The following is a 23,482-nucleotide window of genomic DNA, read 5'->3' on the forward strand; positions in this document are numbered from 1 at the left end:
GGCACGTCACCCGCGCTAGACCGAGCGCGCTTCCCCTGCATCGATCGAACGCGGAGCAGCGGTCTCCTCGACCACCGGCATCAGAGGCAAGTCGACGATGAACACCGCGCCCCGACCCTCACCGGCGCTCTCGGCGCGAACCTCTCCGCCGTGCATTATCACCAAATCCCGCACGATTGAGAGCCCGAGGCCAAGTCCGCGGCGCCAGCGCGTGGTCGAGCTGTTTGCCTGGCGAAACCTCTCGAACACATGGGGAAGAAAATCTGCGCTTATCCCCTCGCCCGTATCGCTGATACGGAGCTGAGACATCGCTCCCACCTCCTCTAGCGACACATCCACGCGCCCGCCAGAGGGCGTAAAATTGATGGCGTTGCTCAGCAAATTATTCACGATCTGCTCCAGGCGGCCGCGATCACCCCAGACCCTGCTGGTCTTTGAGCTGAGCGACAGCGAAATGCAGACGCCCTTCGCTTCCGCGGCTGGAGTTACAGTGTCGAGGACCGCCTGGATGACCTCGGCCAGGCTGACCGACTGCCGCTTCAGGTCCACCTTGCCGCAGAGGATAGCGGAGACGTCGAGCAGCGCCTCGACGAGCCCCAGCTCGGCCATGCCGTTGCGCTCGATAACCCTGAGGCCGCGCTCCACCGTGGCTGCGTCCGACTTGGCCGTACGGAGGAGAATATGCGCCCAGCCGAGGATAGAAGTCAACGGCGTTCGCAGCTCATGGCTGAGCGTGCAGAGGAACTCGTCCTTCAGTCGGTCGGCGAGCTCGGCCTTGGAACGCGCCGCCTGCTCGCTGGCCAACAGCCTCTCCCGCTCTTCCTCCGCCCGCTTGCGTTCGGTGATGTCCGTGGAGATAGCGCACACAGCATAGGGCTTGCCTTCCGCGTCGAACAGGGGGCACTTGACCGAGATATAGGTGTGCATCCCGTCGTCCTGCGGCACCACCTCCTCGGCCTCCAGGGGCTCCTGGGCCTCCAGCACCCGCCTGTCAAACGAGCGGAAGTTCTCGGCCTGCTCTGGGGGGAAGAGCTCGCGGTCGGTCCTGCCGACGATCGACTCCACGGTCGCGTGGCACAGCTGCCTGAAACGGCGGTTGCTCAGCAGGTATCGGCCCTGCAGGTCCTTGACGTAGACCATGGCCGTCGAATTGTCGACGATGGCCTGCAGCAGGCCTTGGCTTTCGCGCAAGGTCTCCTCGGCCCGCTTACGCTCGCCGATCTCCTGTTTCAGGAGATCATTGGCCGCGGCGAGCTCGGACGTGCGCTCCGCCACTCTCCGCTCCAGCATATCGTGGGCACATCGCAGCTCGGCCTCCAATCGCTTGCACTTCTCGATTTCCTGCCGCAACTGCACGTTCTGCGCCTCGAGCTCCGCGCGCATCGCGGACAAGGCCAGGTGTGTCTTGATTCGCGCCAAAACCTCGTCGATCTCCAACGGCTTGATGACGTAATCGACGCCGCCGGCTTCAAACCCGGCCACCTTTTGGGCCGTCTCTCCCAGAGCGGTCATGAAGACCACCGGGATGCCTTTGGTGCTTTCAGACGCTTTCAGGCGCCGGCACGTCTCGAAGCCGTCCATCCCCGGCATCAACACATCGAGCAGGATCAAATCAGGAGAAAGAAGCTCGGCCCGCTCCAACGCATCTTCACCATCTTGAGCGATTGCCACCCGAAAGCCTCGCTCTTCAAGTTGAGCGGCTGTCGCGGCCATGCTTTCCGGCACATCGTCGACCATCAGGATGGTATACGACGGGACACCAGGGTCTGAGGTTCTGTTCATCGGAGACGATGGCAAAGTAGCGCCAGCGTGAACCGGTCGCGACAACCTTTTCACACATCCACCCACTAGGTTTCGCCTGGGCGCGCTCGCCATTGCTGTTGGTCGGGCTGCGCGATCAGGGGAGCTGCCGTGATGTATCGGAGCTGCGCCTTTAGCAGACCGCGGAGCCGCTTGATCTGGAAGCTTCGCGCCACCGCGCGCACCTGCCCGATCCACGCTCCGAGCTGCGGGTCGGCCTCCTCGAGCCGATCGAGCTCGTTCAGCACCTGGGAGACGAACCCTCTGTCGGCCAGCTCGACGAGCCGCGCCAGCTCGTGGGCCGGTGGGAGGGTGAGCGTGCAGAGCTCCGCATCGGCCATGAGGGGCATGGTCACGGCCGCGCCCTGCCCCGCTCGGCGCCGCCACTCGAGCTGGAGCGTGCCTCGGAGCAGCTCCAGAAGGGCGCCGGCCTGCACCGGCTTGGGCAGAAAGTCGTCGCATCCCGCGCTGAGGCTCTTGTGCCGATCGGCCTCCGAGATGCTGGCGGACGAGGCGATGATCGCGGTTCTGGCGAGCTCGGGCCTTTGCCGCAAGCGCCGTGTCGCCTCGTACCCGTCCATGCCCGGCATGGCCATGTCCATCAAGATGACGTCCGGCGTTCGGTCGAGGGCCAGCGCAAGCGCCCGCTCGCCGCTGTCGGCCTCCAGCAGCTCGAAGCCGAGCGGCTGGAGCAAGTCGCGCAGCAGCGCACGGTTCTCGGCGTTGTCGTCCACCACGAGGATCGTGCGGCGCTCGCCCTCGTACCCAATGATCGCCTCCCACGACAGCCCCGCGCTCCCCTGGGCCGCGGTCGCCTCGAGCAGCCGGAGCGTCGCCGTGAAGACCGTGCCTTGGCCGAGCTGGCTATCGACCTCGATGCTGCCGCCCAGCCGCTCGATGAGCTTCTTCGTGATCGTCAGCCCGAGCCCGGTGCCCTCGGCGTGCCGCTTCTCGTCGCCGACCTGCTCGAAGGCCTCAAAGATGCGCCCGAGGTGCTCGGGGGCGATGCCGGGGCCGGTGTCCTTGATCTGGAAGCGCACCGTGCGCCATTGGTCCTCCGGCGGCTCCAGCACCTCGACGCGCAACGTCACCCCGCCGTGCTCGGTGAACTTGATAGCATTGCCCAGCAGGTTGAGCAGCACCTGCATCAGACGCTTCTCGTCGGCGCGCACCCCCAGCCGCTCGGGACCGACACGCTCGTAAGCGAACGAGAGACCCTTCTCCACGGCGCGCACCCGGCAGAGATTGGCCACGGTCCGGAGGAGCGTGGGCAGGTCGGCCGCGGTCGGGTGGAGGTCCAGCTTGCCGGCCTCGATCTTGGCCAGATCGAGCACGTCATTGATGAGGCTGAGCAGGTGCGTGCCGGCGGTGTGGATGATGCGGGCAGAGTCGGCGGCTTTGGCGGGCAGGTCGGGCAGCCGGCCGAGCAGCTGCGCATAGCCGAGGACGCTGTTGAGCGGCGTGCGCAGCTCGTGGCTCATGCTCGACAGGAACTCGCTCTTGGCGCGGCTGGCGCGGTCGGCCGCCTCCTTCGCGGCTTCCAGCTCGGTGGTCCTCTGCGCCACCTCGCGCGCCAGCCGCTCGCTGTACGCGGACAGCTCGGCGTAGAACGTGGCGTTCTCCACCGCCGTGGCCGCCAGCGCCCCGAGCAGCGTCACCAGCTCGACGCGTGCTCGGGGGAAGGCGTCCTGCACGTGCGGGTGCTCCAGGTACATCACTCCGGAGAGGCGGCCCTGGTGCATCAGCGGCACGGCCAGCACCGAACTGGGCCGGTGGGCGAGCAGGTAGGGATCCTCGTCGAAGCGGCTGTCGCACGCCGCCTGCCCGAGCACCACCGGCTCCTTGCCGCGCGCGACGTACTGCACGAGCGTCGCCGGCAGCCGCGTCGAGCCGGCGACGGGCTCGTTGAGCGCCAGCTCGACCTGCTGAGGATTGACGGTGAGCAGCGCGGCGATGACGAGCTCGCCGCCCTGCACGAGGGCGAGCACGGCGCGCTCGGCGCCGGAGTGCTCGGCGAGCAGGCGGAGCATGTGGCCGACGAGCGAGCCGAGGTTGCGCTCGCCGGAGAGCGCCTGCGCGGCGCGCAGCGCGGGGGCGATGTCCAGGTACGCGTGGAGCGTGCGGTCGGTGATGGTCGTGCTCGTCGGCACGGGCGCTCCATCCGGCGGCTCGTCCGCCGCGAGCGCCGGGCGGCCCGAGGCCGCGATGCTGTCCGGGTACCGCTGGGCGAGCCGCGCGGCGGCCGCGCGTGCCCCCCAGCGCAGGTAGGCGTCGTGCGCGGCCGAGAGATAGGCGCGGGCCAGGGCTCGGTGCCCGCGGGCGAGGCGGTGCTCGCCGGCCAAGCGCAAGCCGAGCGCCTCCGTGTTGACCAGATCATGGTCGCGGGCCTGCTCGATGGCCTGGTCGTACAGCCGCCCGGCCTCCTCGTGCTCTTCCCGGGCGCGAGCGCGGCCCGCCTCCATCAGCAGGCGCACGGCCTCGAAGCTCTCGGGGCAGCCCTGGGCCCAGAGGGCGAGGCGCGCGCCGTGAAAGGCCAGCCGATCCTCGAGCAGCGCGCGCCGCTCGACGGTGGCGGTGGGGAGGGCATGCGCTCCGGCGACACAGAGCGCGAACGTCAGGGCGATGAGCATGGGAGTGCCCCACGAGACCTGCCACTCCGACTCGACGGCGAGGACCGCCTCGACCGCCCACGCGTCAGCGCCGAAATGGACCCCGGTCCACCCCGCCATGGCCATCGTGGCGGTCAGGAGCGCCATCGTTTTCGCGTCTCGCGCGGGTCGCGCGATCTCCGCGAGCGTCTGCTCGACGGCGTGCGCGGTCGGAGCCTGCGAGAGCGCGGCGACCGAGCGGGCAATGATGTTCCGGAAGTCCACGGCCATCGGGTCGCGGTAGGCCATGCGGTCGAGGTCGCGCGTGACGCGATCGAGGTCATCTCCGGCGATCAGCTGGAACATCGCCCCGTGGATCTCGCTGAATGCCTCGGCGACAGGGTCGCGCTCCTCGGCGGCGGTGCGCGCCGCGCGCGCGTACAGCTCCCTCATCTTCGGAGGCGGCGTCCAGTACATGGCGGCCACCGTGGAGTTGAAGCGCGCGGCGGCGCGCGCGACGTCGTACTGATCGACGAGCGCCAGCATGGGCTCGTTCAGCCGGCGCCCCAAAGGCAGCTTCCCCAGGAGGTATGCCAGGAGCAAGGCCGTGCACACGCAGCCCGCGAACGAGCTCTTCGTCAGCCCGTACCGCAGCGTCTCCAGCACGAGCATCGGCCAGCAGCACCGGCTCAGCGAGGGCATCCAGAAGGCGGCGCAGGGCCCCAGCACCTCCAGGATCCTGCACCGCAGCGCGTGGGCGCGGTCGGTGCTCATCGGCAGCGCCTTCCAGTCCTCGACGGTCATCTGCTGCAGGGTGGGCTCGATCTCGGTGATGAGCGCGTCGAACAGCGCCTGCTGCTCCTCCGGGGTCCTTGGCAGCGGGCGCCCGAGCCACGCCAGCGCCGAGAGGCCGAGCTCGATACCCTGCGCGAAGCGGCCGGTGACATGAAGAAACACGATCAAGACGCTGGCCACGCGCGCGCGCTCGAGCGGGTCCTGCGCTCGCTCGAGGCAGCGCAGAAAGAGCCGCTCCGCTTCGTCGACCTGCGCCGCGAGCCAGTGCGCCTCGGCCATGACCAGGTGCACCTCGAAGGTCGTCTCCGGGGCCTCGGTCCACCCCTCCTCGCCCAGCAGCGACGCGGCCGTCCCGAGGAACGCCACAGCCTGCGCGTAGGCCGCGCTGGCGTTGGCCCGCTGCCCGGCGCGCAGGTTCTGCTCCGAAAGATCACGCCTTTCCTCGGCCTCGGTCAGCCGCTCCGTGGCCCGGTTGCGGTGGTAGAGCGTCGCGAAGAGCTCCCCGTCGGCGCACGCGACGCCGTAGCGGGCCCGCAGCGCTCGGCCGATCCCGAGGTGCAGCGACAGCCGCTCCTCGGCCGTAAGCGCCTCGTACGCGGCCTGCTGCACCCGGTCGTGCACGAAGGCGTACCCCTCCTCCACCTGCTCGCCCTCGCGCACCAAGAGGCCCTCGCGCACCGCCTCCGCCAGGAGGGCGCTGGTCGCCTCTGCCTGCTGCCCGAGCAGGTGCGCCAAGAGCTCCGCGTCGAACCGGTCGCCGACGCACGCCGCCGTCTGCAGCGCGCGTTGCAGCTCGGGCGACAGCCGCTGCAGCCTTCGGGTCAGCAGCGCGACGACGTTGTCGGTGATCCCCGCCCGCTCGATCGCCTCTCGCTGCCATTGCCACCGCCCCGTCTCCGCATCGCGCACAAGCAGCTTGCGCTCGTGCAAGAGCTGCAGGAACTGCCCGACGAAGAACGGGCTGCCGTCGGTCTTCTCCTTGATCAGCCGCGACAGCGCCTCCACCTCGGCCTTGGGCCGATCGAGCATGTCCGCCACCATCGCCGCGACCGCCTCCGCGCCCAGCGGCGAAAGCGCGATCCGTCCGGTCACGGCGCCCGGCGCCGTGGAGCTCGAAAGCAGCGCGTTCAACGGGTGCTCTGGGCTCACCGCCTCGTCCCGGTAGGCGCCCACCACCAGCAGGTGCTGGCCCGCAGGCTCCTTCAGCAACTCGCCCAGGAGCGCCAGCGACGCCGCATCCGCCCACTGCAGGTCATCGATGAACAGCAAAAGCGGGTGCTCGGCCGTGGCCAGCGTCCGCACGAAGCGCAGCACCGTCGTCTGGAAGCGGCGCTTGGCCTCCATCGGCCCCAGCTCGACCAGCGGCTTCGGATCGCCCAGGATGTGCGCAAGCTCGGGCATGAGCTCGACGAGGATCTGCCCGTTCGGCCCCGCGGCCTCCTGAAAGGCCTGCCTCCATCGGTCCAGCACCTCGGCCGGATCCGCCAGCCGCCGCCGCACCACCGATCGCAGCGCCTGCGCCAGCGCTGCGTACGGTGTGCTGCGCTGCAGCTGGTCGAACTTGCCGGCGGCGAAGATCCCCCGCTGCGCGCGCACCTGGCCCTGCAGCGCCTGCACCAGCGCCGACTTGCCCACACCCGACGGCCCCGTCACCAGCGCCAGCACCGTCGCGCCGCCGCACGCCTGGTCGCACAGCGCCGCGAGCGCGGCGCTCTCGCGCTCCCGGCCAAACAGGCGCGAGGGCGCTCGGACCCGATCGTCCCAGTCGCGCTTCGCCAGCGGAAACGGCGCCACTGTTCCGGTCTCGACCCAGGCCCGCGCCGCCCGCTCCAGATCCCAGACCGCGCCGCTCGCCGTCTGGTAGCGATCCTCGGGGCTCTTGGCCAGCAGCTTGAGCACGATCGCGCTCGCGGCCTCGGGGATGTCTCGCTCGGGCGCGCGCTCGTGGGGGGGCACGGGCGTCTGGGCGATGTGCGCGTGGATCAGCTCGAGCGTGTCGGTCGCGTCGAAGGGCAGCGCGCCGGTCAGCATCTGGTACAGCGTGGCGCCCAGCGCATACAGGTCTGCCCGGGCGTCCGGCGCTCGGTTCATCCGGCCCGTCTGCTCGGGCGCCATGTACGCCAGCGTCCCGGAGACCGCCTCCAGCGGCATCTGCGCGGCGAGCTTGGGCGTCCCCCTGGTCGCGAGCCCGAAGTCGAGCAGGCAGGTGCGCGTCCGCTCGGCGTCGACCAGCACGTTGTGCGGCTTGATATCGCGGTGCAGCAGGCCGCGCCGGTGCACCTCGCCCAGGCTGCGCGCAAGCGCGGCGCCCAGGCGCAGCGCGACCCCGACCGGCAGCGGGCCCTGGTCGAGCACGCACGCCAGCGAGGTGTCGCACCAGGGCTCCGGCACGAGGACTGGCTTCGCGAGCGCGCGCGGGATCGCCGGCTCGCCGCAGGGAACTTTCAGCATCACAGGCGCGCTGCTCTGGGCATCACAGGCGCGTTGCTCTTGGCCTCGGCCGCTCGCGATATGCACATGTCCACCCTCCCGTTTGGAGGCCCCATGTGCAGGACCTCCCCCCTAACGTACTCGTCGTTCGATTCTCGACGATACGATGGCGCTTGTCACGCGTTATCGTGAATGAGGTCGATCGCACGCGCCATTTTTCTTTTCGCGTCGATCCCCTCGCTTTCAATCCATGTGGAAAGCCCTGCGGGTCCAAGGATTTCGCTAGATTGCGCGATCGTCGACGCGTGCAGCCCGCATCGCCGCGGGCGCGGCGCGAAGAGTTGCGCGAGCAGAATCGGAGGGCTCCATCACGTGCCCAGTAGACGCTGCCAGCCGTTCTGGCCGTCGTGCTGCCACACGCCGAGGTTCTGTTCGGGGAACGGCTGCGCCGCGGGAGGGTCGACCAGACGGCGAATCCACCTGGAGCTGGACCGGCGGCGCGGGCGCAGCGCCGCCCGTGGTGGTCCCAACGCGGCACCGGCGGAACGCGGCAACGCATCGTGGTCGCGTCCGCCCGGAGACCGCCCCATGAAGGCGGTAACCCATCAGAATTGTTCATTTTTCCTACCCTCCCCGCCCCTCGCGCGCCGGCTCGACGCACGTCCCAGCGTGGCGCGCCGGCTGCCAACGGGCCCCGGAGCGCCGTGCGTCTCGGGAAAATTCGGACCGTCCCCTCAGGCCTTCGGCGAGCCCGTGCTAGGGTCTGACTCCGTGGCCACCGACACCGACGCGCCCCCCTCACGCCCCCCACGAGCCGCCCCGGCGGCTCGAGCGACTGGAGGACCGGCCACCCCCGATCTTGATGGAGACAGCGGCATGACGAAGCTCGGCGTCTTCGTGGTCGACGATCACCCGATCGTGCGCGACGGGCTGAAGGCGTTGATCAACGCGCAACCGGACATGACGGTCGTCGGCGAGGCGGCGGACGGGCTCAGCGCGGTCGAGGCCGTCACGGAGCTCGGGCCGGACATCGTCCTGATGGACGTCACCATGCCCAAGCTCGGCGGCGCGCAGGCGACCGAGCGGATCAAGCAGGCGCGCCCGGAGGTCCAGGTGGTGGCCCTGACGGGCTACGAGGACAAGGCCAACGTCCAGCCGCTCCTGAAGGCCGGGGCGTCGGGGTACGTGCTCAAGGGCGCGCGGAGCGCGGAGCTGGTCCGGGCGATCCACGCCGTCGCCGCCGGGGGCGTGTACCTCGACCCGTCCATGACGGCCCACGTCGTGTCGAGCGTCGTCGGCCGCACCTTCGGCGACCACGGCTCGGCCTCGGAGCTGAGCGAGCGCGAGGCCGAGGTGATCCGGCTCATCGCCGAGGGGCACGCCATCAAGGAGATCGCGGCCCGCCTCGACCTGAGCGCGCGCACGGTCGAGACCTACAAGGTCCGGGCGATGGAGAAGCTCGGCCTCACGAGCCGCGCGGACACGGTGCGCTACGCCCTTCAGCAGGGCTGGCTCAGGAGCGAGTAGCGCCCGCGCGCCGCGCCTCCGACGGCCGGCGCAGCGGCCTCGACGACCGGCGCAGCGGCCTCGACGACCGGCGCAGCCGGGGTCTGTGCCCCGGCGGGGGCTCACGATGGGCGCATCGGCTCCGCGAGCCAGCGAACCAGCGCCTCGCCCTCGAGATCGAGCAAGGCATCCTCGACCTCGCCCGGACCGATCGCGCGGGCTCGCTCCACGATCGAGCGCTCTTCCTCGGCCGTCGGTCGTCGCCCGATCCGCCGCGCGAAGAGACGACCGAGCAGCTCCGCGATCGCCTTCTGCTCCCCGCGCTCCTCTCCCCGTTGCTCTCCGCGTTGCTCGGCCTCGATGATCATCTCCCCGATGATCGGCGTGCGCCGGAGCAGCCCCTCTTCCTTGTCCTCCACCATGATGATGAGCTCCTTCAGCAGATTATGCCCCCAGGGATCGATGGTCGCCATCACCAGGAGCGCCGTATAAAGCTCGGCCCGCTCCTCCGCGCCTTTCGCCCCCGCGTGGATCTCCGCGACCACCTCCCGCAGCGCCGCCTCGGTCGCGTTACGTGCAAGCGGCGCAAATACCAGCCAGAGCACGCTGCCGCGCGCTCGCAGCTCGGAGACCGTGCGCTGGTAGACGGCGTCGATACGGAAGCGCGCGCCGCTGAACGGCCGCCCCGGCCACGCGATGCGGCTCTTCCCGGTAGCAGGCAAGCGCCGCCTGCGGCCCGACAGGACCACGGCGACGCTCTCGATGGGCGGCACCGGCGCGCCAGGGGATTCGAGGCGGAGCGCGGCGAAGAGAAAGCCGAGGTATTCGAAGATGCGATCTGGCACGTCGTCGCGGAGCGCGAAGCAGAACTCGACGTGCAACACCCGCGGCTCGCCCGAGACCCGGAGGCGCAGGGCCTTGTCGAGGCGGCGCTCGATGTTGGTGACCTGGCTGTCGACCCATCCGAGGACCTCGATGGGGCGATTCTCGGGGACGAGAGCGCACACCAAGTCCTCGGGCCGCCGTCGGGCGAGGTGGCGCAGCGTGATGTCGGCATCTCCCATGCGCGGCGCCCATGGCAGATCGCATACCAGGGACTCAGGTGGCTGAATGCGAGGGATTCCGGGGGGAGGTGTGCCGTCGGGCGGGTGGCGGCGCCATGGCGGGTGACCGCTTCGCGCCTCACAGGCAGCGCGTCGAGGAGCCAGGCAGCGAGCGGCGGCGGCCCCCTCATCATCCCTGCGCGCTGCGCCTCACGCCCGTGATAGCGCGCCCCACCTGGCGAGCGGGCCGGGAGGCCTGATAGACGTGGAGCAGGAGGCTCTCGCTGCATGGTCGCTCCGCGGCTCTCGCCCCTCACGCTCGCGCTGCTCGCGGTCTCGTGCGGTCCCGCCGCCGGACCGACCCCCGCGGCGCGGTTCGGTCCCGGGAGCCGCTGAGCCGGCGGGTGGCAGGTCGGTGTGGCGGCGGGTGGCAGGCCGGTGCGCCGGCGCAGCCGCCGGGATCCGGCGCGCCCGAGGGAGCCCCGCGCGCGGCGGGCGGAGGACCGCGCTCCGGGAGGTCGCGCCGGGGTCCTGGGGAAGAGCGCCGGCCGTCGTGGCGCGGAGACCCCGGCACGGGCGGCGGGTCGCCGGGGGACGGCGGCGGATCCCCCGGGGCGGCGGGGACCGCCCCCGGCTCGGAAAGCGAGCGCCCCGCGGGGGATGAGCTGGGCGAAGCGGGGGGTGACTCGGACGAGCCGGGGGATGAGTCCGGCGAGATGGGGGACGAGGTGGAACGAGGCGGGGACGAGGTGGAGCGAGGCGGGGGACGAGCGCTGCGAGACGGGGGCGGCAGCGCAGGAGGCGGGGAGGCGAGCGGGGGAGGTGGGGCAGAGAGCGGCAAAGCGGCCGGGGAGAACGGAAGGGCTGGGCGAGGCGAGGAGGGGGCGTGGTATGAAGAGGGCGGGAGCATCGGCTGCGAGCGGTGGAGTGATGCGAAAAAGCCGGGGGGCGCTCGCAAGGCCGGCAGGTGTTTGAAAAGACGATGGATTTTTGGATGACCGGGGGCGCGCGGGGCGCCCCCGGACGGCCGGTGCGAGGGGGGCGGCGGGGACCTCTCGCAAACCGGGTTGTAAGTGCGCGAAATTTCAGGTAGGCCTGGGAGGCCTCTCTCCGCCGCTGAAAGGCGGCGGCCCCATTGAAGCTAGCCCGGGAAGGCCTCGTGCCGCCAGGTCTCCGGGCCCTCTCCGCCGCTGAAAGGCGGCGGCCCCATTGAAGCGAGGATCGGGCGACGGTCGCGCGTTACCTGGAAATGCTCTCCGCCGCTGAAAGGCGGCGGCCCCATTGAAGCGCGTACACGCGCACCGCGTAGGCAGGGCTCCACGACCTCTCCGCCGCTGAAAGGCGGCGGCCCCATTGAAGCGATGCCAGGAGACATCAATCGGCCGCACATCTTCCGCTCTCCGCCGCTGAAAGGCGGCGGCCCCATTGAAGCGGCCCGAACGCCTTGAACCGCTCCGGAATCGGTGCGGACCTCTCCGCCGCTGAAAGGCGGCGGCCCCATTGAAGCCCGTCTACGTGCCTCGCAAGGTCTACGGGTCGTTCGCGGACTCTCCGCCGCTGAAAGGCGGCGGCCCCATTGAAGCAGAGTGACTAGCGCGTGCTCTTGCTCGGAGCGAAACGCACTCTCCGCCGCTGAAAGGCGGCGGCCCCATTGAAGCTACGACTGGAGGCAGGTCTGCACCAACGGAGCGATCATCTCTCCGCCGCTGAAAGGCGGCGGCCCCATTGAAGCCGCCGGGGGACGTCGCGGGGCCTGCGTTCAACGGGCCGTCTCTCCGCCGCTGAAAGGCGGCGGCCCCATTGAAGCGAGGAGCTGCTCGAGACGGGGCGCACCTCGTCGAGCCCTCTCCGCCGCTGAAAGGCGGCGGCCCCATTGAAGCTGCGTGCTGTTCCGCACGAACGCCCAGAGCCGCGCGATCTCTCCGCCGCTGAAAGGCGGCGGCCCCATTGAAGCTGGATGTTCGACACGATGGCCTGCGCGATCTCGAGCTGCTCTCCGCCGCTGAAAGGCGGCGGCCCCATTGAAGCACCGCGATCCGCATGTTGAGGACCGCCGCCCCTCCCTGCTCTCCGCCGCTGAAAGGCGGCGGCCCCATTGAAGCCTGCTACAGACGCACGCGAGCGGCGGGCTTAGCGACGCTCTCTCCGCCGCTGAAAGGCGGCGGCCCCATTGAAGCGTTCCGGCCGTGCGTCGCCCCAGCACTTCGCGGATCTCTCCGCCGCTGAAAGGCGGCGGCCCCATTGAAGCCGAGCGTTTCCGATAAATGACATGCGTTCCACCCTGCTCTCCGCCGCTGAAAGGCGGCGGCCCCATTGAAGCGTGACTTCCCGTCCCACCGACGGGGACTGGACGTACTCTCCGCCGCTGAAAGGCGGCGGCCCCATTGAAGCTACCGGTTAGTCGTGCGCGGTCAATCTGGACGGTGGCTCTCCGCCGCTGAAAGGCGGCGGCCCCATTGAAGCCCGGGTCTGCATATCAATCGTCCGCGCTCCGCCAGCGCTCTCCGCCGCTGAAAGGCGGCGGCCCCATTGAAGCCGCGCGAAGACCGACAGGCCTCGCGGACTGCGCTTACTCTCCGCCGCTGAAAGGCGGCGGCCCCATTGAAGCTCTTGGGCCTTTGAAAACTGCGTGTTGATGCCCAGCATCCTCTCCGCCGCTGAAAGGCGGCGGCCCCATTGAAGCCGGATCAGTGCGCCCGCGTCGTTCGCGATGATCACGGGCCTCTCCGCCGCTGAAAGGCGGCGGCCCCATTGAAGCTACGTGTCGCGCTTGCCTGGGCTATCGCGCCTGCGCCTCTCCGCCGCTGAAAGGCGGCGGCCCCATTGAAGCTGCGTGTAGCAGTAGCGCCCGGTTGCAGGCGCATCGCAGGCCTCTCCGCCGCTGAAAGGCGGCGGCCCCATTGAAGCACGCTTGGGATGCACGTAGATCCGTGCGGTAGTCGAGGGATCTCTCCGCCGCTGAAAGGCGGCGGCCCCATTGAAGCAGCTCAGGAATAGCGTCTCTCATGGCAACTCCTCCTCCCCTCTCCGCCGCTGAAAGGCGGCGGCCCCATTGAAGCTCGCACCTGCGGCAAGGGCTCTGGTCAACGACGGTGAACTCTCCGCCGCTGAAAGGCGGCGGCCCCATTGAAGCGCCACGCGCCTCGGGATCGAGCGCTACCAGCGCATGCTCTCCGCCGCTGAAAGGCGGCGGCCCCATTGAAGCCGGGTCGAGGAACGTGTCGCGGCAGAGGAGTCGGGCACCTCTCCGCCGCTGAAAGGCGGCGGCCCCATTGAAGCCCACACATCCGGAAGACATCCTCGCGCGTACGCTGCCCCGCCTCTCCGCCGCTGAAAGGCGGCGGCCCCATTGAAGCCAGTCGTGGCGCAAGCGCTCGGCTGCGCCCCCGATTCTCTCCGCCGCTGAAAGGCGGCGGCCCCATTGAAGCGAGTCGTCGATCTGGTGTCGGCTCTCCGGATAGCCGTGCTCTCCGCCGCTGAAAGGCGGCGGCCCCATTGAAGCAACTTGAACTTCGGCGAGGGCTTCTTCCCCTGGCCCTCGTCTCTCCGCCGCTGAAAGGCGGCGGCCCCATTGAAGCTTCACGAAGTCGAAGAATCCCTCTATCGACCCTTCATCCTCTCCGCCGCTGAAAGGCGGCGGCCCCATTGAAGCTCGAGTTCGACCTTGATCTTCTTCAGCGTGTCGATCTCTCTCCGCCGCTGAAAGGCGGCGGCCCCATTGAAGCTCGTTCGACACGCAGAACGGGTTGACCTCCAGCGTCCTCTCCGCCGCTGAAAGGCGGCGGCCCCATTGAAGCACGAGCAGGAAGAACTCGGCCTTGCCCATGTAGGTCGCCTCTCCGCCGCTGAAAGGCGGCGGCCCCATTGAAGCTGTGTGATCGAGCGGAGCGACCGCGTTGAAGTCCTTCTCTCCGCCGCTGAAAGGCGGCGGCCCCATTGAAGCTAGAAGATCTTCGGATCGTAGTTGACGGCCATTGGCGCTCTCCGCCGCTGAAAGGCGGCGGCCCCATTGAAGCAACTCGACGCGAACCTGCCCAACTTCCTGGCCGCAGCAGCTCTCCGCCGCTGAAAGGCGGCGGCCCCATTGAAGCCGATTCTTCCTGCCACATTCCTGCCCACGTCCTCAATGCTCTCCGCCGCTGAAAGGCGGCGGCCCCATTGAAGCAGCCAGCGCCGCGCAACCGCGGGAGTCACCCTCATCGCTCTCCGCCGCTGAAAGGCGGCGGCCCCATTGAAGCGTGCCCGTGCGCCGCGCGATCTCAGGCCAGGTCTCTCTCTCCGCCGCTGAAAGGCGGCGGCCCCATTGAAGCAGGTACATGTCGAGCGCCATCGGGCCGTATTTCGCGAACCTCTCCGCCGCTGAAAGGCGGCGGCCCCATTGAAGCTCATCAGCTCGGAATTCGAGCGCCAGCGGCGGGAGCTCTCTCCGCCGCTGAAAGGCGGCGGCCCCATTGAAGCGCGTCGTACCCCTCGGCCGCTTCGCGCGCGCCCGTGGGCTCTCCGCCGCTGAAAGGCGGCGGCCCCATTGAAGCGGCCTCGACTCCCTGTCGGGCGTCGAGAAGCTCATCCCTCTCCGCCGCTGAAAGGCGGCGGCCCCATTGAAGCACCTCGTCGAAGAGCGACTCGTAGGCTCTCGCGATGCGCTCCGCCGCTGAAAGGCGGCGGCCCCATTGAAGCACGCCGTGGCCGGTCCCCTTCGGAACATTCCTGGCGACTCTCCGCCGCTGAAAGGCGGCGGCCCCATTGAAGCTGCCAGAGGCGGTCGTAGAGGATGAGCGTGCCGAGCTCTCCGCCGCTGAAAGACGGCGGCCCCATTGAAGCGAGCAGCTTTCCTGCCTGGCGTTGCAGCTCGATCTTGCCTCTCCGCCGCTGAAAGGCGGCGGCCCCATTGAAGCACGAGCTAAACGCGCTTTGGCGCGTGCTCACGCAACGCTCTCCGCCGCTGAAAGGCGGCGGCCCCATTGAAGCTTCTCGTAGATACGGATAATGTCCTCGGCCTTGACCTCTCCGCCGCTGAAAGGCGGCGGCCCCATCGAAGCTCGCACCGCGCGAGGTGCTGCTGATGTCCGGCCCCGAGCTCGCCCATGCTCACGTACACACCGCCGCAGCGCCTCGCTCACGCCGCAGCGCCTCGACGCCGGCCGCGCTCGAAGACCTCGACGGCCCCGAGCTCGTCCACATGGTCAGCGTTTCGTACACGAGCCGCGCCGCTGCCCAGGACCTCGGACGTCGCCCCTGCTGGCCTGTCCAGCCCGCTCGCCGATCCTATTCGCCGACCCTATTCAGGGAAACGCAGCGTCTCGACCTTGTTGCCGTCCTGCCCCGTGACCATCCCTTCCTCTTCAAACAACTCCCAGCTCGTGCCGCCCTTGCCCGGTGGTCCGAACTCGTACGTGACCCCCTCGATCTCGAGCTGGTCCTCGTCGAGGTAGGCGATCCCGATCGAGTCGCCGCCGCGCCCGGGACCGCCGTAGCCGCCGGGGCCGCCGTTGCCGCCGTTGGCCCCGTGGCAGGACCACATGCTGCCGTCGCCGAAGGAGCCGCCCGGCGCGCCTCGGCCGCCCTCGCCGCCGTCCTCGGGCGGCCCGCCGTCGCCGCCTGGGCCCGCGTCGAGGGTGATGATATGGGTGTCGCGCACCGTCACCTTGGCGTGAAGCGCGACGATGCCGATGGTCGGGTGCCCGTTCTCGCCCCCTCGGCCGCCCCTGCCGCCGCAGCCGCCAGCGCCTCCGGAGCCGCCGCCGGCGCCTCCCTTGGTGGTCACGCCGCACAGCGCGAATCCGCCTCGCTGACCGCCCGCTCCGCCGCCGCCCTGGCCCGGCGTGCCCCTCTCGCCGTCGCCCGCCTTGCCCCCTTCCCAGCCTGTCTCCGTGATTCGCCCGATGCCCTCGCCGATCGCGCCCACCTTCCCCGGGTTCCCATCGCTCCCGGGATCCCCCCGCTCACAGGCGAAGTTTTCCCGCTCCCCACGTCCACCGCGTCCTGAGCTCGTGGGGTTCAACGCCGCGGGCGAGCCGGTGCCCCCGTCCTCAGCGCCGTCGGGCATCCCGTCGCCGCCTTTGCCGCCGAAGCTCGGCATTCCTCCTTCGCACCGGTTCTCCGGCGCCGCTCCGCCAGGGACCGTGGCCGCCGAGCACGCGTGTCCCCCGTACTGCCCGTCGGGCCCATCCGCCGCCTGGTTCGGCCAGGGCCATTTCTCGCCGTCGCGGCCTCCCCATCCGTAGGAGGTCCGGATCTCGCTTCGGAGGATCTCCACCACGGTGTTGGACTGAACGAGCACCGAAATCGGCCCCTCCGACCGCGCAAGGATGTTGGCGATCGTCGACACCCCGTCGGCCGCGCCGGTGTCGCTCGCGCTCGCCGGCTCGACGGTCACGATGGGGTCGGAGTCCCTGATCTCCTGAAGGGTGGACAGCGGATCAGCATCGGCGCGCCCCCAACGCCAGCAGTTGAAGCCCCCGAGGAGGTCCACGCCGGCGGGGAGCCTCACGTTGCCCAAGAACCCGTCGCTGCAGAGGAACACGCGACCTCGCCCTCGACGCGCGAGATCGATGGCGTATTGAACGGAGAAGACCGGCTTGGCCTTCGTGCCAGGGTTGGCGTCGTCGCCGCCCGCCGCGATCCCGGCGACGAACACACCGCAGCCATCGTCGAGGATATCGGCGGCCACGTGCTCGCGGCAGACCGACTCCGGCGGCGCCTCGTCCTGGCAGGATGAGGCGGAGCACGGTGTGCCGCCATCCTCGGCTACGTTCGTCGTAGTGCCGCAACCGATGGCCCATGACGATAGGATGATGGAGAAGACAGTGGCGGCCGTATTGCTCATGGGAGTCTCCTGCCGTGAATCGCCTGCACGAGAGCGGTTCATCGAGGTGGCGCCGGGGCGGGAGCATCGAACCGATACCAAAAGTAGGCGAGTCCCGGATCTCCCTTGCCCTCGTCCTCGTCCGGGGCTGCGTTCCCTGCGGGACCACCGCTTCCGCCGTCTCCGTGGTGAACGCTCGCATCCTGGGCAAGGGTGACCGTTGCGCCCACCGAGGCAACGCCGAGCGAATGCCCACCGGAGCCGCCGCCGGCATCGCCCCCGCGGCCGCCGTTGCCACCCCTGCCGCCAGGACAGGCGGGCCACAGCTCGGTAAACGGATGGCTCCCGCCGCGGCCACCTCCAGCGCCTCGGCCTCCCCATTGCCCGGTTCCGCCAACGCCTCCGCGGCCGCCGTCGCCAGTGAACACGTCGCTGGCCTCGACCGTCAGCTCGGCGCCCTCCAGCGCGATGATGCCGATGCTCGCCCCGCCGTAGCCGCCGCCCTTGCCTCCCAGGCCGCCGCAGCCGCCGCTGCCGCCCGAGCCGCCCGCCGCCCCCCCTGGGGGTCGATCTCGGCACGAGTCCAGCTCGCCTCGCCCCTTGCTGCCGCCGCCGCCGCCCCCGCCATGGCCAACGCCACCGTTCTTCCCGTCTTCACCTCGCACGCCGACCCATCCGTCGATGTCCAGGAACCCAGGACCCGATGCGCCGGCCGCACGACCGGCGTCAGCACCGGCGGCGCCCTTGCTCCCCTTGGTGCACCTCATGGTGTCCGCGCCGGAGCCTCCGCGACCCGTAGCCTCTTGATTCTCCTCGGACGCTGGCTGTCCCGAAGCGCCATCGCCGCCGACATCGAGCCCACCGTCGCCGCCGTATCCGCCGACGGACTCGGTGCCATCGTCGCACCTCGTCACGACCGGGCGAGCGCCCGTCACGACGTCCGCTGTACACGCGTGCGCGCCGTCGCTTCCCTGCTCGCCGTCTGTCGCCGGCTCGCTGGGCGCGTCCTCTCCCGGCTCCCCCTCGCTGCCCCCGCCCGCGACGATGACGCTGTCCCGCACGATCGCCCGCGCTCCCCGGCTCAAGATCATCGCGATCGACGACTTGCCATCGCGCGCCGAGGCGTCCGCCGCCACGGCGCGCACGCCGAAGATCACGGACGTCGCATCGTTCCCCGCGACGACCGCCTCGCCCCCGCCGAGGACCCGCACCGGGATCCCGTCGGGCGGCCCGATGATCGTCGACGCATTCGGCCCGGCGAACGACCCCCCATACGACCAATCATCGCCGCCATCACAGCGACGGCTGCCCCAGAGGTCGACCCCGGCAGGCAGCGTGATCTCCTCCGCGAACGCCCCACCGCAAGCGTACACGCGCCAGGTCGGCGCCTCGGCGTCGCCTCGGCCGCTCGCGGCGAGCCCGATCGCGTGTTGCATCGTCCTCACCGGCGCGCTCCTTGTGCCCGGGCTCTCGTCGTCGCCCTGCTCGCTGACGAACACCCCGCATTCATCCAGCGCCGGCGCCGTCGCTGGGTCACCCTCACAGGGAGACTTCGGAAGGGAGAGGCAGACGCGTTCGTCGTAGCAGCTGTCGTCGTAAACGCACCCGGAGAGGCCCCCCGCGCCGCCCGTGAAGAGGATCCCCACGGCGAGCAGCAGCCGCATTCGTCGCAATTCGGGAAGAGACATGTGCTTGCTCCCTGATCACCACGCGCCGTATGCCACGAGGCCAAGCCGTGCCGGCGTCACCGTCGGCATCAGCGCGAGCCGAGCTTTCGTGGGCTCAGTCCGCAGAAAAGAGGAGTCCGCGAAGAACGAAGCCAGCGTCGCGGCGCCGGCGAGGCCGCTCGTCACCACCATCGCCGTGCCGAGGCCGGCAAAGAGGTCGCGCTCTCGTCGGAGGCGCGTCAGCTCGGAGCACGTCGCGGGCTTGGGCGGTTCCCGACACACCCCCGGCGAGACCCCCGCCGCGTCGAGCCTCTTGTTCCGCTCGTCGAGGTCTCCATCCGCAGCGCTCGCGCGGACCATGAAAGCCGCGCCGAGCGATCCTGTTGCGACGGTCAAGCCGATGCCGGTGATGCGCAACGCTCCCGGCCAGGATGCCCACGGGCTCGAGGCCTGCGGGCGCGCAGCGGGCGAAGCGCTCGCGGCCTCCGGCGCCGCCGGCGCTTCCCTGATGCTGCTCACCGAAAGGCGCGGCAGCTGCATCGCGATCTCGATCTCCGAGCCCGCGCTGGCGCTGACGACATGCAGCGCCTCCTCACGGCCAGGCGCCCGGGCCCGCAGCATGTGTCGTCCGGGATCGAGGAACAGCTTGTAAGTCCGTGCGGTCCGGCCGATGGCTTTGCCGTTGATGAACACCTCGGCATCCGGCGGATCGACGGACAGCAGGACTCGAAGGAGGTAAAACGCTGCCTTCGCCTGTCCGACTTCGAATCGTATCCGGACGTCGTCCGTGAGCGCATGGCCCTGCTCGAGGCTCCAGGTCAGGTGCTCCGCCGCCTCACGGTACTTGCGGAGCGCGAGCTCACAGAGGCCCAGCTCGCCGGCGAGCTCCGCGCGCTCTCCGATCGCGCTGGGCACCGCCTCTGCGGCGTCGAAGGCCGCTTTGTAGGCGTCGTAGGCCTCGTTCCACTTCCCTAGCTTCCGCGCCTTCCGAGCACGGCCAACAAGGTCTTTCACCGCCGGACCAGCGGCTGGTGCGGGGGTCGAATGCTGTCCCTCCGCGTCGGCCGCGCTGACCAAGCCCGTTGAGGCGCCAAGCGCTAGAAAAATGAAGAGCAGCGGCCTACCGCAACGCATTGGTAGATCCTACTTTCTCCTGCCCGGCCGTGAAACTGGGCGATGAAGGGCAAGACCCCCTTTCAAACCGTGCGTGCGGATTTCCCGCACACGGCTTACCGGTGGCCTCTCGGGTCGCTGCATTATGCAGCCTCCGGGTACTGAACGGTCCCGCGCAGGCGGTGGAGCCCGTGACCTTCGACGAAGAAGTCGCATGTCCAACCCTCGACCTCACCCGCGCGCAGGTTGCGCCCCTTGCGCTTCCTGAGGAAGTCGCGGAGCCGCCGCCACACGTAGCGGTCGATCTGGTTGAACTTGCTCTTCGCGTTCCCGGTGCGGAAGTAGTTGCCCCAGCCGCGCAGCACCGGGTTCAGAGCGCGGATCAGCACCCGCACGTCCTTCACCCCGTTCCTGGCTCGACCGGTCAGCTCCTTCACGCGCTGCCGCACCCGCTTCATGCTGCGCTGAGAGGGCCAGCGCTGGAGGAAGTACACGCGCCGGCGTGACTGCTCCCAGATCGGCCCGCTCATGCGCTTGCGCAGGTGGCAGCCGAGGAAGTCGAAGCCCTCCTTGCCCAAGGAGAGATCCACCCGCCTCGTCTTATCCGGGTGTAGCTCCAGCCCGAGCCGCGCGAGCACCTCGCGTACGCGCCTCTCGGCCTGCTCGCACGCCGACCTCGTGGTGCACATGACCACGAAGTCGTCCGCGTAGCGCACCATCGTGCCCAGATGGGCACCATGGCGCTCCCACGCCACATCGAGCACGTGCAGGAAGATGTTCGAGAGCAGTGGAGAGATCACGCCGCCCTGCGGTGTCCCCGAGAGCGTCGCTATCTCCCGCCCTTCTTCCATCACCCCGCACCGGAGCCACTGCCGCAGCAGCTTGAGCACCCGCCGATCCGAGACGCGTCGCTCGACCAGCTTCATCAGCTTGTCGTGGTCGATGCTCCCGAAGTAGTCGCGGATGTCCGCGTCCAGGACGTGGTTACCTCTGCGAGCTCCCAGCTTGCGGAGGGTCTCCAGCGCCTGCGTCGCGCTGCGGCGAGGCCGGAAGCCGTACGAGCTCGGGCGGAAGTCCGCCTCGAAGATCGGCTCCAGCACCAGCTTCGCCGCCATCTGCACCACCCGGTCCCGGATCGTCGGAATGCCTAGCGGCCGCCTCTTCCCATCGGCCTTCGGGATGTACCGGCGCAACACCGCTGTCGGCCGGTACGTACCTGCTCGCAGCGTGACGCCGAGCTCTTCGAGGAAGCGCTCCACGCCGTGCTGCTCGATATCAGCGAGCGTCTGAGCATCGACACCCGCCGCACCTCGGTTCCGCTTCACCCGCTTCCACGCTTCCGCGAGGACGTCACCCCTCGCGATGCGGTCGTACAACGCGTGGAACCGGCGCCCCGGATGCCGCTTGGCCGCGACCCACAGCCGGCGTTGGAGTTGTCGCACTTTGTCCATGGGCTCGCGCCCACGGGGGTGGTTGGAGCCGGTCCTGCCGGCCATGCCCTCGCGCTTACCTCCTCGACCGACGCGACCACCGCAGGGGCCTCTCCCTCCGACCGCGTTGTTCGTCGCGGCCATCAACGGTACTACGGCCCCCTCGGACTCCCGCTGCGCAGCGCTCGATTTCACCTTCGGCTTATACGAGCCACCTTGCCGTGACGACAGCAACGCAGACGGGTCTCCCGTGTTCCGCACCTCTCCTTGAACGCGTGCTGCGCCCTCTACCCCGGAGGGACCCGACGCGCGTTCTGCTCCGGACTGCGGCGCGACGGATGTGGCCTTCGCCGTTGCATGCGCGGCTCGGCTCCCTCGTTGTTTGTCTGTCGAGGCGGCAGGCTTCACTTGATGTTGCGGCCCGCGTTCTTGCTCCCTCCGTAAAGGCATTCGACGCCCCGCTCGGGCCGCGGGGTCTCCCCCGCAAACCTGGGGCCTGCTACCGGGCGCTCCGGCGCTTACCCGGACGGGACTCGCACCCGCTAGAGATGTGCAGCTTGAGATCGCTCTCTCGCCCCGCGGACGGGGATAAAGATTGATCTCGTCACGACGCACCATGCAGGGACGCTAGTTGCGCCTGGCACACGGCGTCAACCGAGATCCGAGCGCTGGAGAGCAGCGCTTTGTGCGAGGATTTCGTGGTGAATGGCGGAAAGGAACGGTTCTCCCTGGATGCCGATCCGTTTGCCGCCGGCCGGGGTGGCTGGAGTCACATTTTGCCACATCGTCACACCAAGGTGTCGGCGACGGCCTCGACGATCACGGTCTGCGAGCAGGCGATGCATCCCGCGGCTGCCCTCAACGCATGGCCCAGCCATGCGATGCGGCGGAGCGCCCCGCGGAGACCCGCAGCAACCCGACGCGCCTCGGATCCATCGATGGATCTCCCCCGACCGCAGCCGTTATCATGGCCGACGCATGCCGCAGCAGCCGCCGCCGTCCGAAGCGCAGCAGCAGCCGCCGTCCCCGCCGAAGCCGCCTTTCTCTCTCGTGGACGGCGCCATCGCCGCCCTCGTGGCCACCGGCTACGGCGTGCCCCCGCTCGCGGCGCTGCTCTTCGGCGCGACCGTGCTGGCACGACTCGGCGGCGCCTCCTTCCTCGCCGTGGCGCTCGGCCTCGCGGGGTGGCTCGGCCTCACCGTGTGGACCTACCGCGCCATCCGCCGCCGCGGCCGCCGCCCCTTCCAGATCGCCTCCGAGGTGCTCGCGCTCCTCCTCCTGCCCGCCTGGGGCATGGCGTATAGCCACGGGGCCCCCGACACGTGCGCCGTCCAGGCGTGCGACGCCAACACCACCGCGTTCCGCCCCCTCGCCGAGCCCGAGGTCTACGGCCTGCTCGCCCTGCACGCGCTCACCGCCCTCGCTTACGCCATCTCGCGCCGCCGACCCGCAGCGCTCCCCGGCCCCGCCGAGCTCGCCATCCATGCAGCCCTGCTCCTCGGCCTCGCCCTCCACACCCTCCTCGCCGTGCACTTCGGCCCCTGGCTCGTCGCCGGCCTGCTCGTGCCGCCGCTCTTCCTCCCCTGCATCGCTCCGCTCCTCACCGTCATCCTCTATGCCGTCGAGCTGCGCGCCCGCCTCGTGCGGCGCGGCGTCGAGGCCAGCGCGCCCGCCCCGCTCGCCGCCGCGGACGCCGCCTACCGCGTCGGACCGCCCCAGGTTCCCCTCCCGCCGCCCCCCGCCATCCACCGGCCGACCCTGTGGCGCGCCCTCGCCGCCTCCCCGGTCCTCCTCGGGATCCACGCCGTCGTCCATGCCGCCTGGCTGGGACATCCCTCGGCCGCGCTCCAGGTCTTCACCCGCACCTGCGGATACACCCTCTCTCAGCTCCCGATCGTCGAGCTCCCCGGCGACTGCCATTACCTGTGCACCGTCGCGGCGCGCGGCCACGCCTGGCTGGTGCGCCCCGTCCGGCTCGGACGGCGGGGCGGCACGCCGATCCTCGTCAATCGCCAGCTCGCGATCGCCAATGCCTTCGAGGATCTCCTGCACGAGCGCTGGCCGCGCTTCGGCCGCGCGGCGCGCCGGCTCTACGACCGGCTGGGCCTGCCCGTGAGCCGGTACATCCGCGCCGCCTGGGCCGCCGATCTCGTCTACCTCGCGATGAAGCCCGTGGAATGGGCGTTCTACCTCGCGCTCCTGCTGCTCGACCCGCGCGCCCCCGAGGCGCGGATCGACCGCATGTACCGCTGATCGCCGGGCCGCCGCTACCGCCGCCGCCGGGCCCGACGGCGCGGCGTGCGAG

General features: G+C 70.0%; 9 protein-coding genes and 1 CRISPR repeat array. Of the genes, 2 read left to right on the forward strand and 7 right to left on the reverse strand.

All coding sequences use genetic code 11. From position 1 onward, the window contains the following. Positions 1 to 15: 15 nt before the first annotated feature. Together NQZ70_RS30995 and NQZ70_RS31000 are read right to left on the reverse strand one after the other, a co-directional pair. A complete protein-coding gene (locus tag NQZ70_RS30995; protein WP_129577443.1) occupies positions 16 to 1,737 on the reverse strand; it encodes an ATP-binding protein in 1,722 nt (573 codons plus the stop codon). Positions 1,738 to 1,847: 110 nt separating this feature from the next. Further along, positions 1,848 to 7,634 carry an AAA family ATPase gene (locus NQZ70_RS31000; protein ID WP_129577444.1) on the reverse strand — a complete coding sequence of 1,929 codons (5,787 nt, stop codon included), beginning with the start codon at positions 7,632 to 7,634 and terminating at the stop codon, positions 1,848 to 1,850. 855 nt (positions 7,635 to 8,489) lie between these two features. Between NQZ70_RS31000 and NQZ70_RS31005 the strand changes: the two genes are divergently transcribed. Further along, entirely contained in the window at positions 8,490 to 9,140 is a 651-nt protein-coding gene (locus NQZ70_RS31005) for a response regulator transcription factor (protein ID WP_129577445.1), read from the forward strand. 101 nt (positions 9,141 to 9,241) lie between these two features. On the opposite strand, the gene NQZ70_RS31010 is transcribed toward NQZ70_RS31005, so the two are convergent. From NQZ70_RS31010 to ltrA, 5 genes are all read right to left on the reverse strand, one after another. Further along, the gene (locus tag NQZ70_RS31010; RefSeq protein WP_129577446.1) at positions 9,242 to 10,183 is read right to left on the reverse strand and encodes a hypothetical protein; all 942 of its coding nucleotides are present in this window, start codon (positions 10,181 to 10,183) and stop codon (positions 9,242 to 9,244) included. A gap of 1,085 nt (positions 10,184 to 11,268) precedes the next feature. Then, positions 11,269 to 15,201: direct repeats of the CRISPR family, unit length 36 nt; unit sequence CTCTCCGCCGCTGAAAGGCGGCGGCCCCATTGAAGC. A 239-nt stretch (positions 15,202 to 15,440) separates the two neighbouring features. Beyond that, positions 15,441 to 16,988 carry a hypothetical protein gene (locus NQZ70_RS31015; RefSeq protein WP_129577447.1) on the reverse strand — a complete coding sequence of 516 codons (1,548 nt, stop codon included), beginning with the start codon at positions 16,986 to 16,988 and terminating at the stop codon, positions 15,441 to 15,443. Positions 16,989 to 17,026: 38 nt separating this feature from the next. Further along, positions 17,027 to 18,655, reverse strand: coding sequence for a hypothetical protein (locus NQZ70_RS31020; protein ID WP_129577448.1), 1,629 nt, complete (start codon positions 18,653 to 18,655; stop codon positions 17,027 to 17,029). Positions 18,656 to 18,670: 15 nt separating this feature from the next. Further along, positions 18,671 to 19,711, reverse strand: a complete 1,041-nt coding sequence (locus tag NQZ70_RS31025; RefSeq protein WP_324293030.1) for a PEGA domain-containing protein — start codon at positions 19,709 to 19,711, stop codon at positions 18,671 to 18,673. 179 nt (positions 19,712 to 19,890) lie between these two features. Then, positions 19,891 to 21,198, reverse strand: coding sequence for a group II intron reverse transcriptase/maturase (gene ltrA / locus NQZ70_RS31030; RefSeq protein ID WP_207217527.1), 1,308 nt, complete (start codon positions 21,196 to 21,198; stop codon positions 19,891 to 19,893). 957 nt (positions 21,199 to 22,155) lie between these two features. Here ltrA and NQZ70_RS31035 point away from each other — a divergent pair. Continuing rightward, positions 22,156 to 23,430, forward strand: coding sequence for a DUF6688 family protein (locus tag NQZ70_RS31035; protein ID WP_129577449.1), 1,275 nt, complete (start codon positions 22,156 to 22,158; stop codon positions 23,428 to 23,430). Positions 23,431 to 23,482: the final 52 nt, after the last annotated feature.

The organism is Sorangium sp. So ce836 (assembly GCF_028553905.1).
Taxonomy (GTDB): Bacteria; Myxococcota_A; Polyangia; order Polyangiales; family Polyangiaceae; genus Sorangium; species Sorangium cellulosum_D.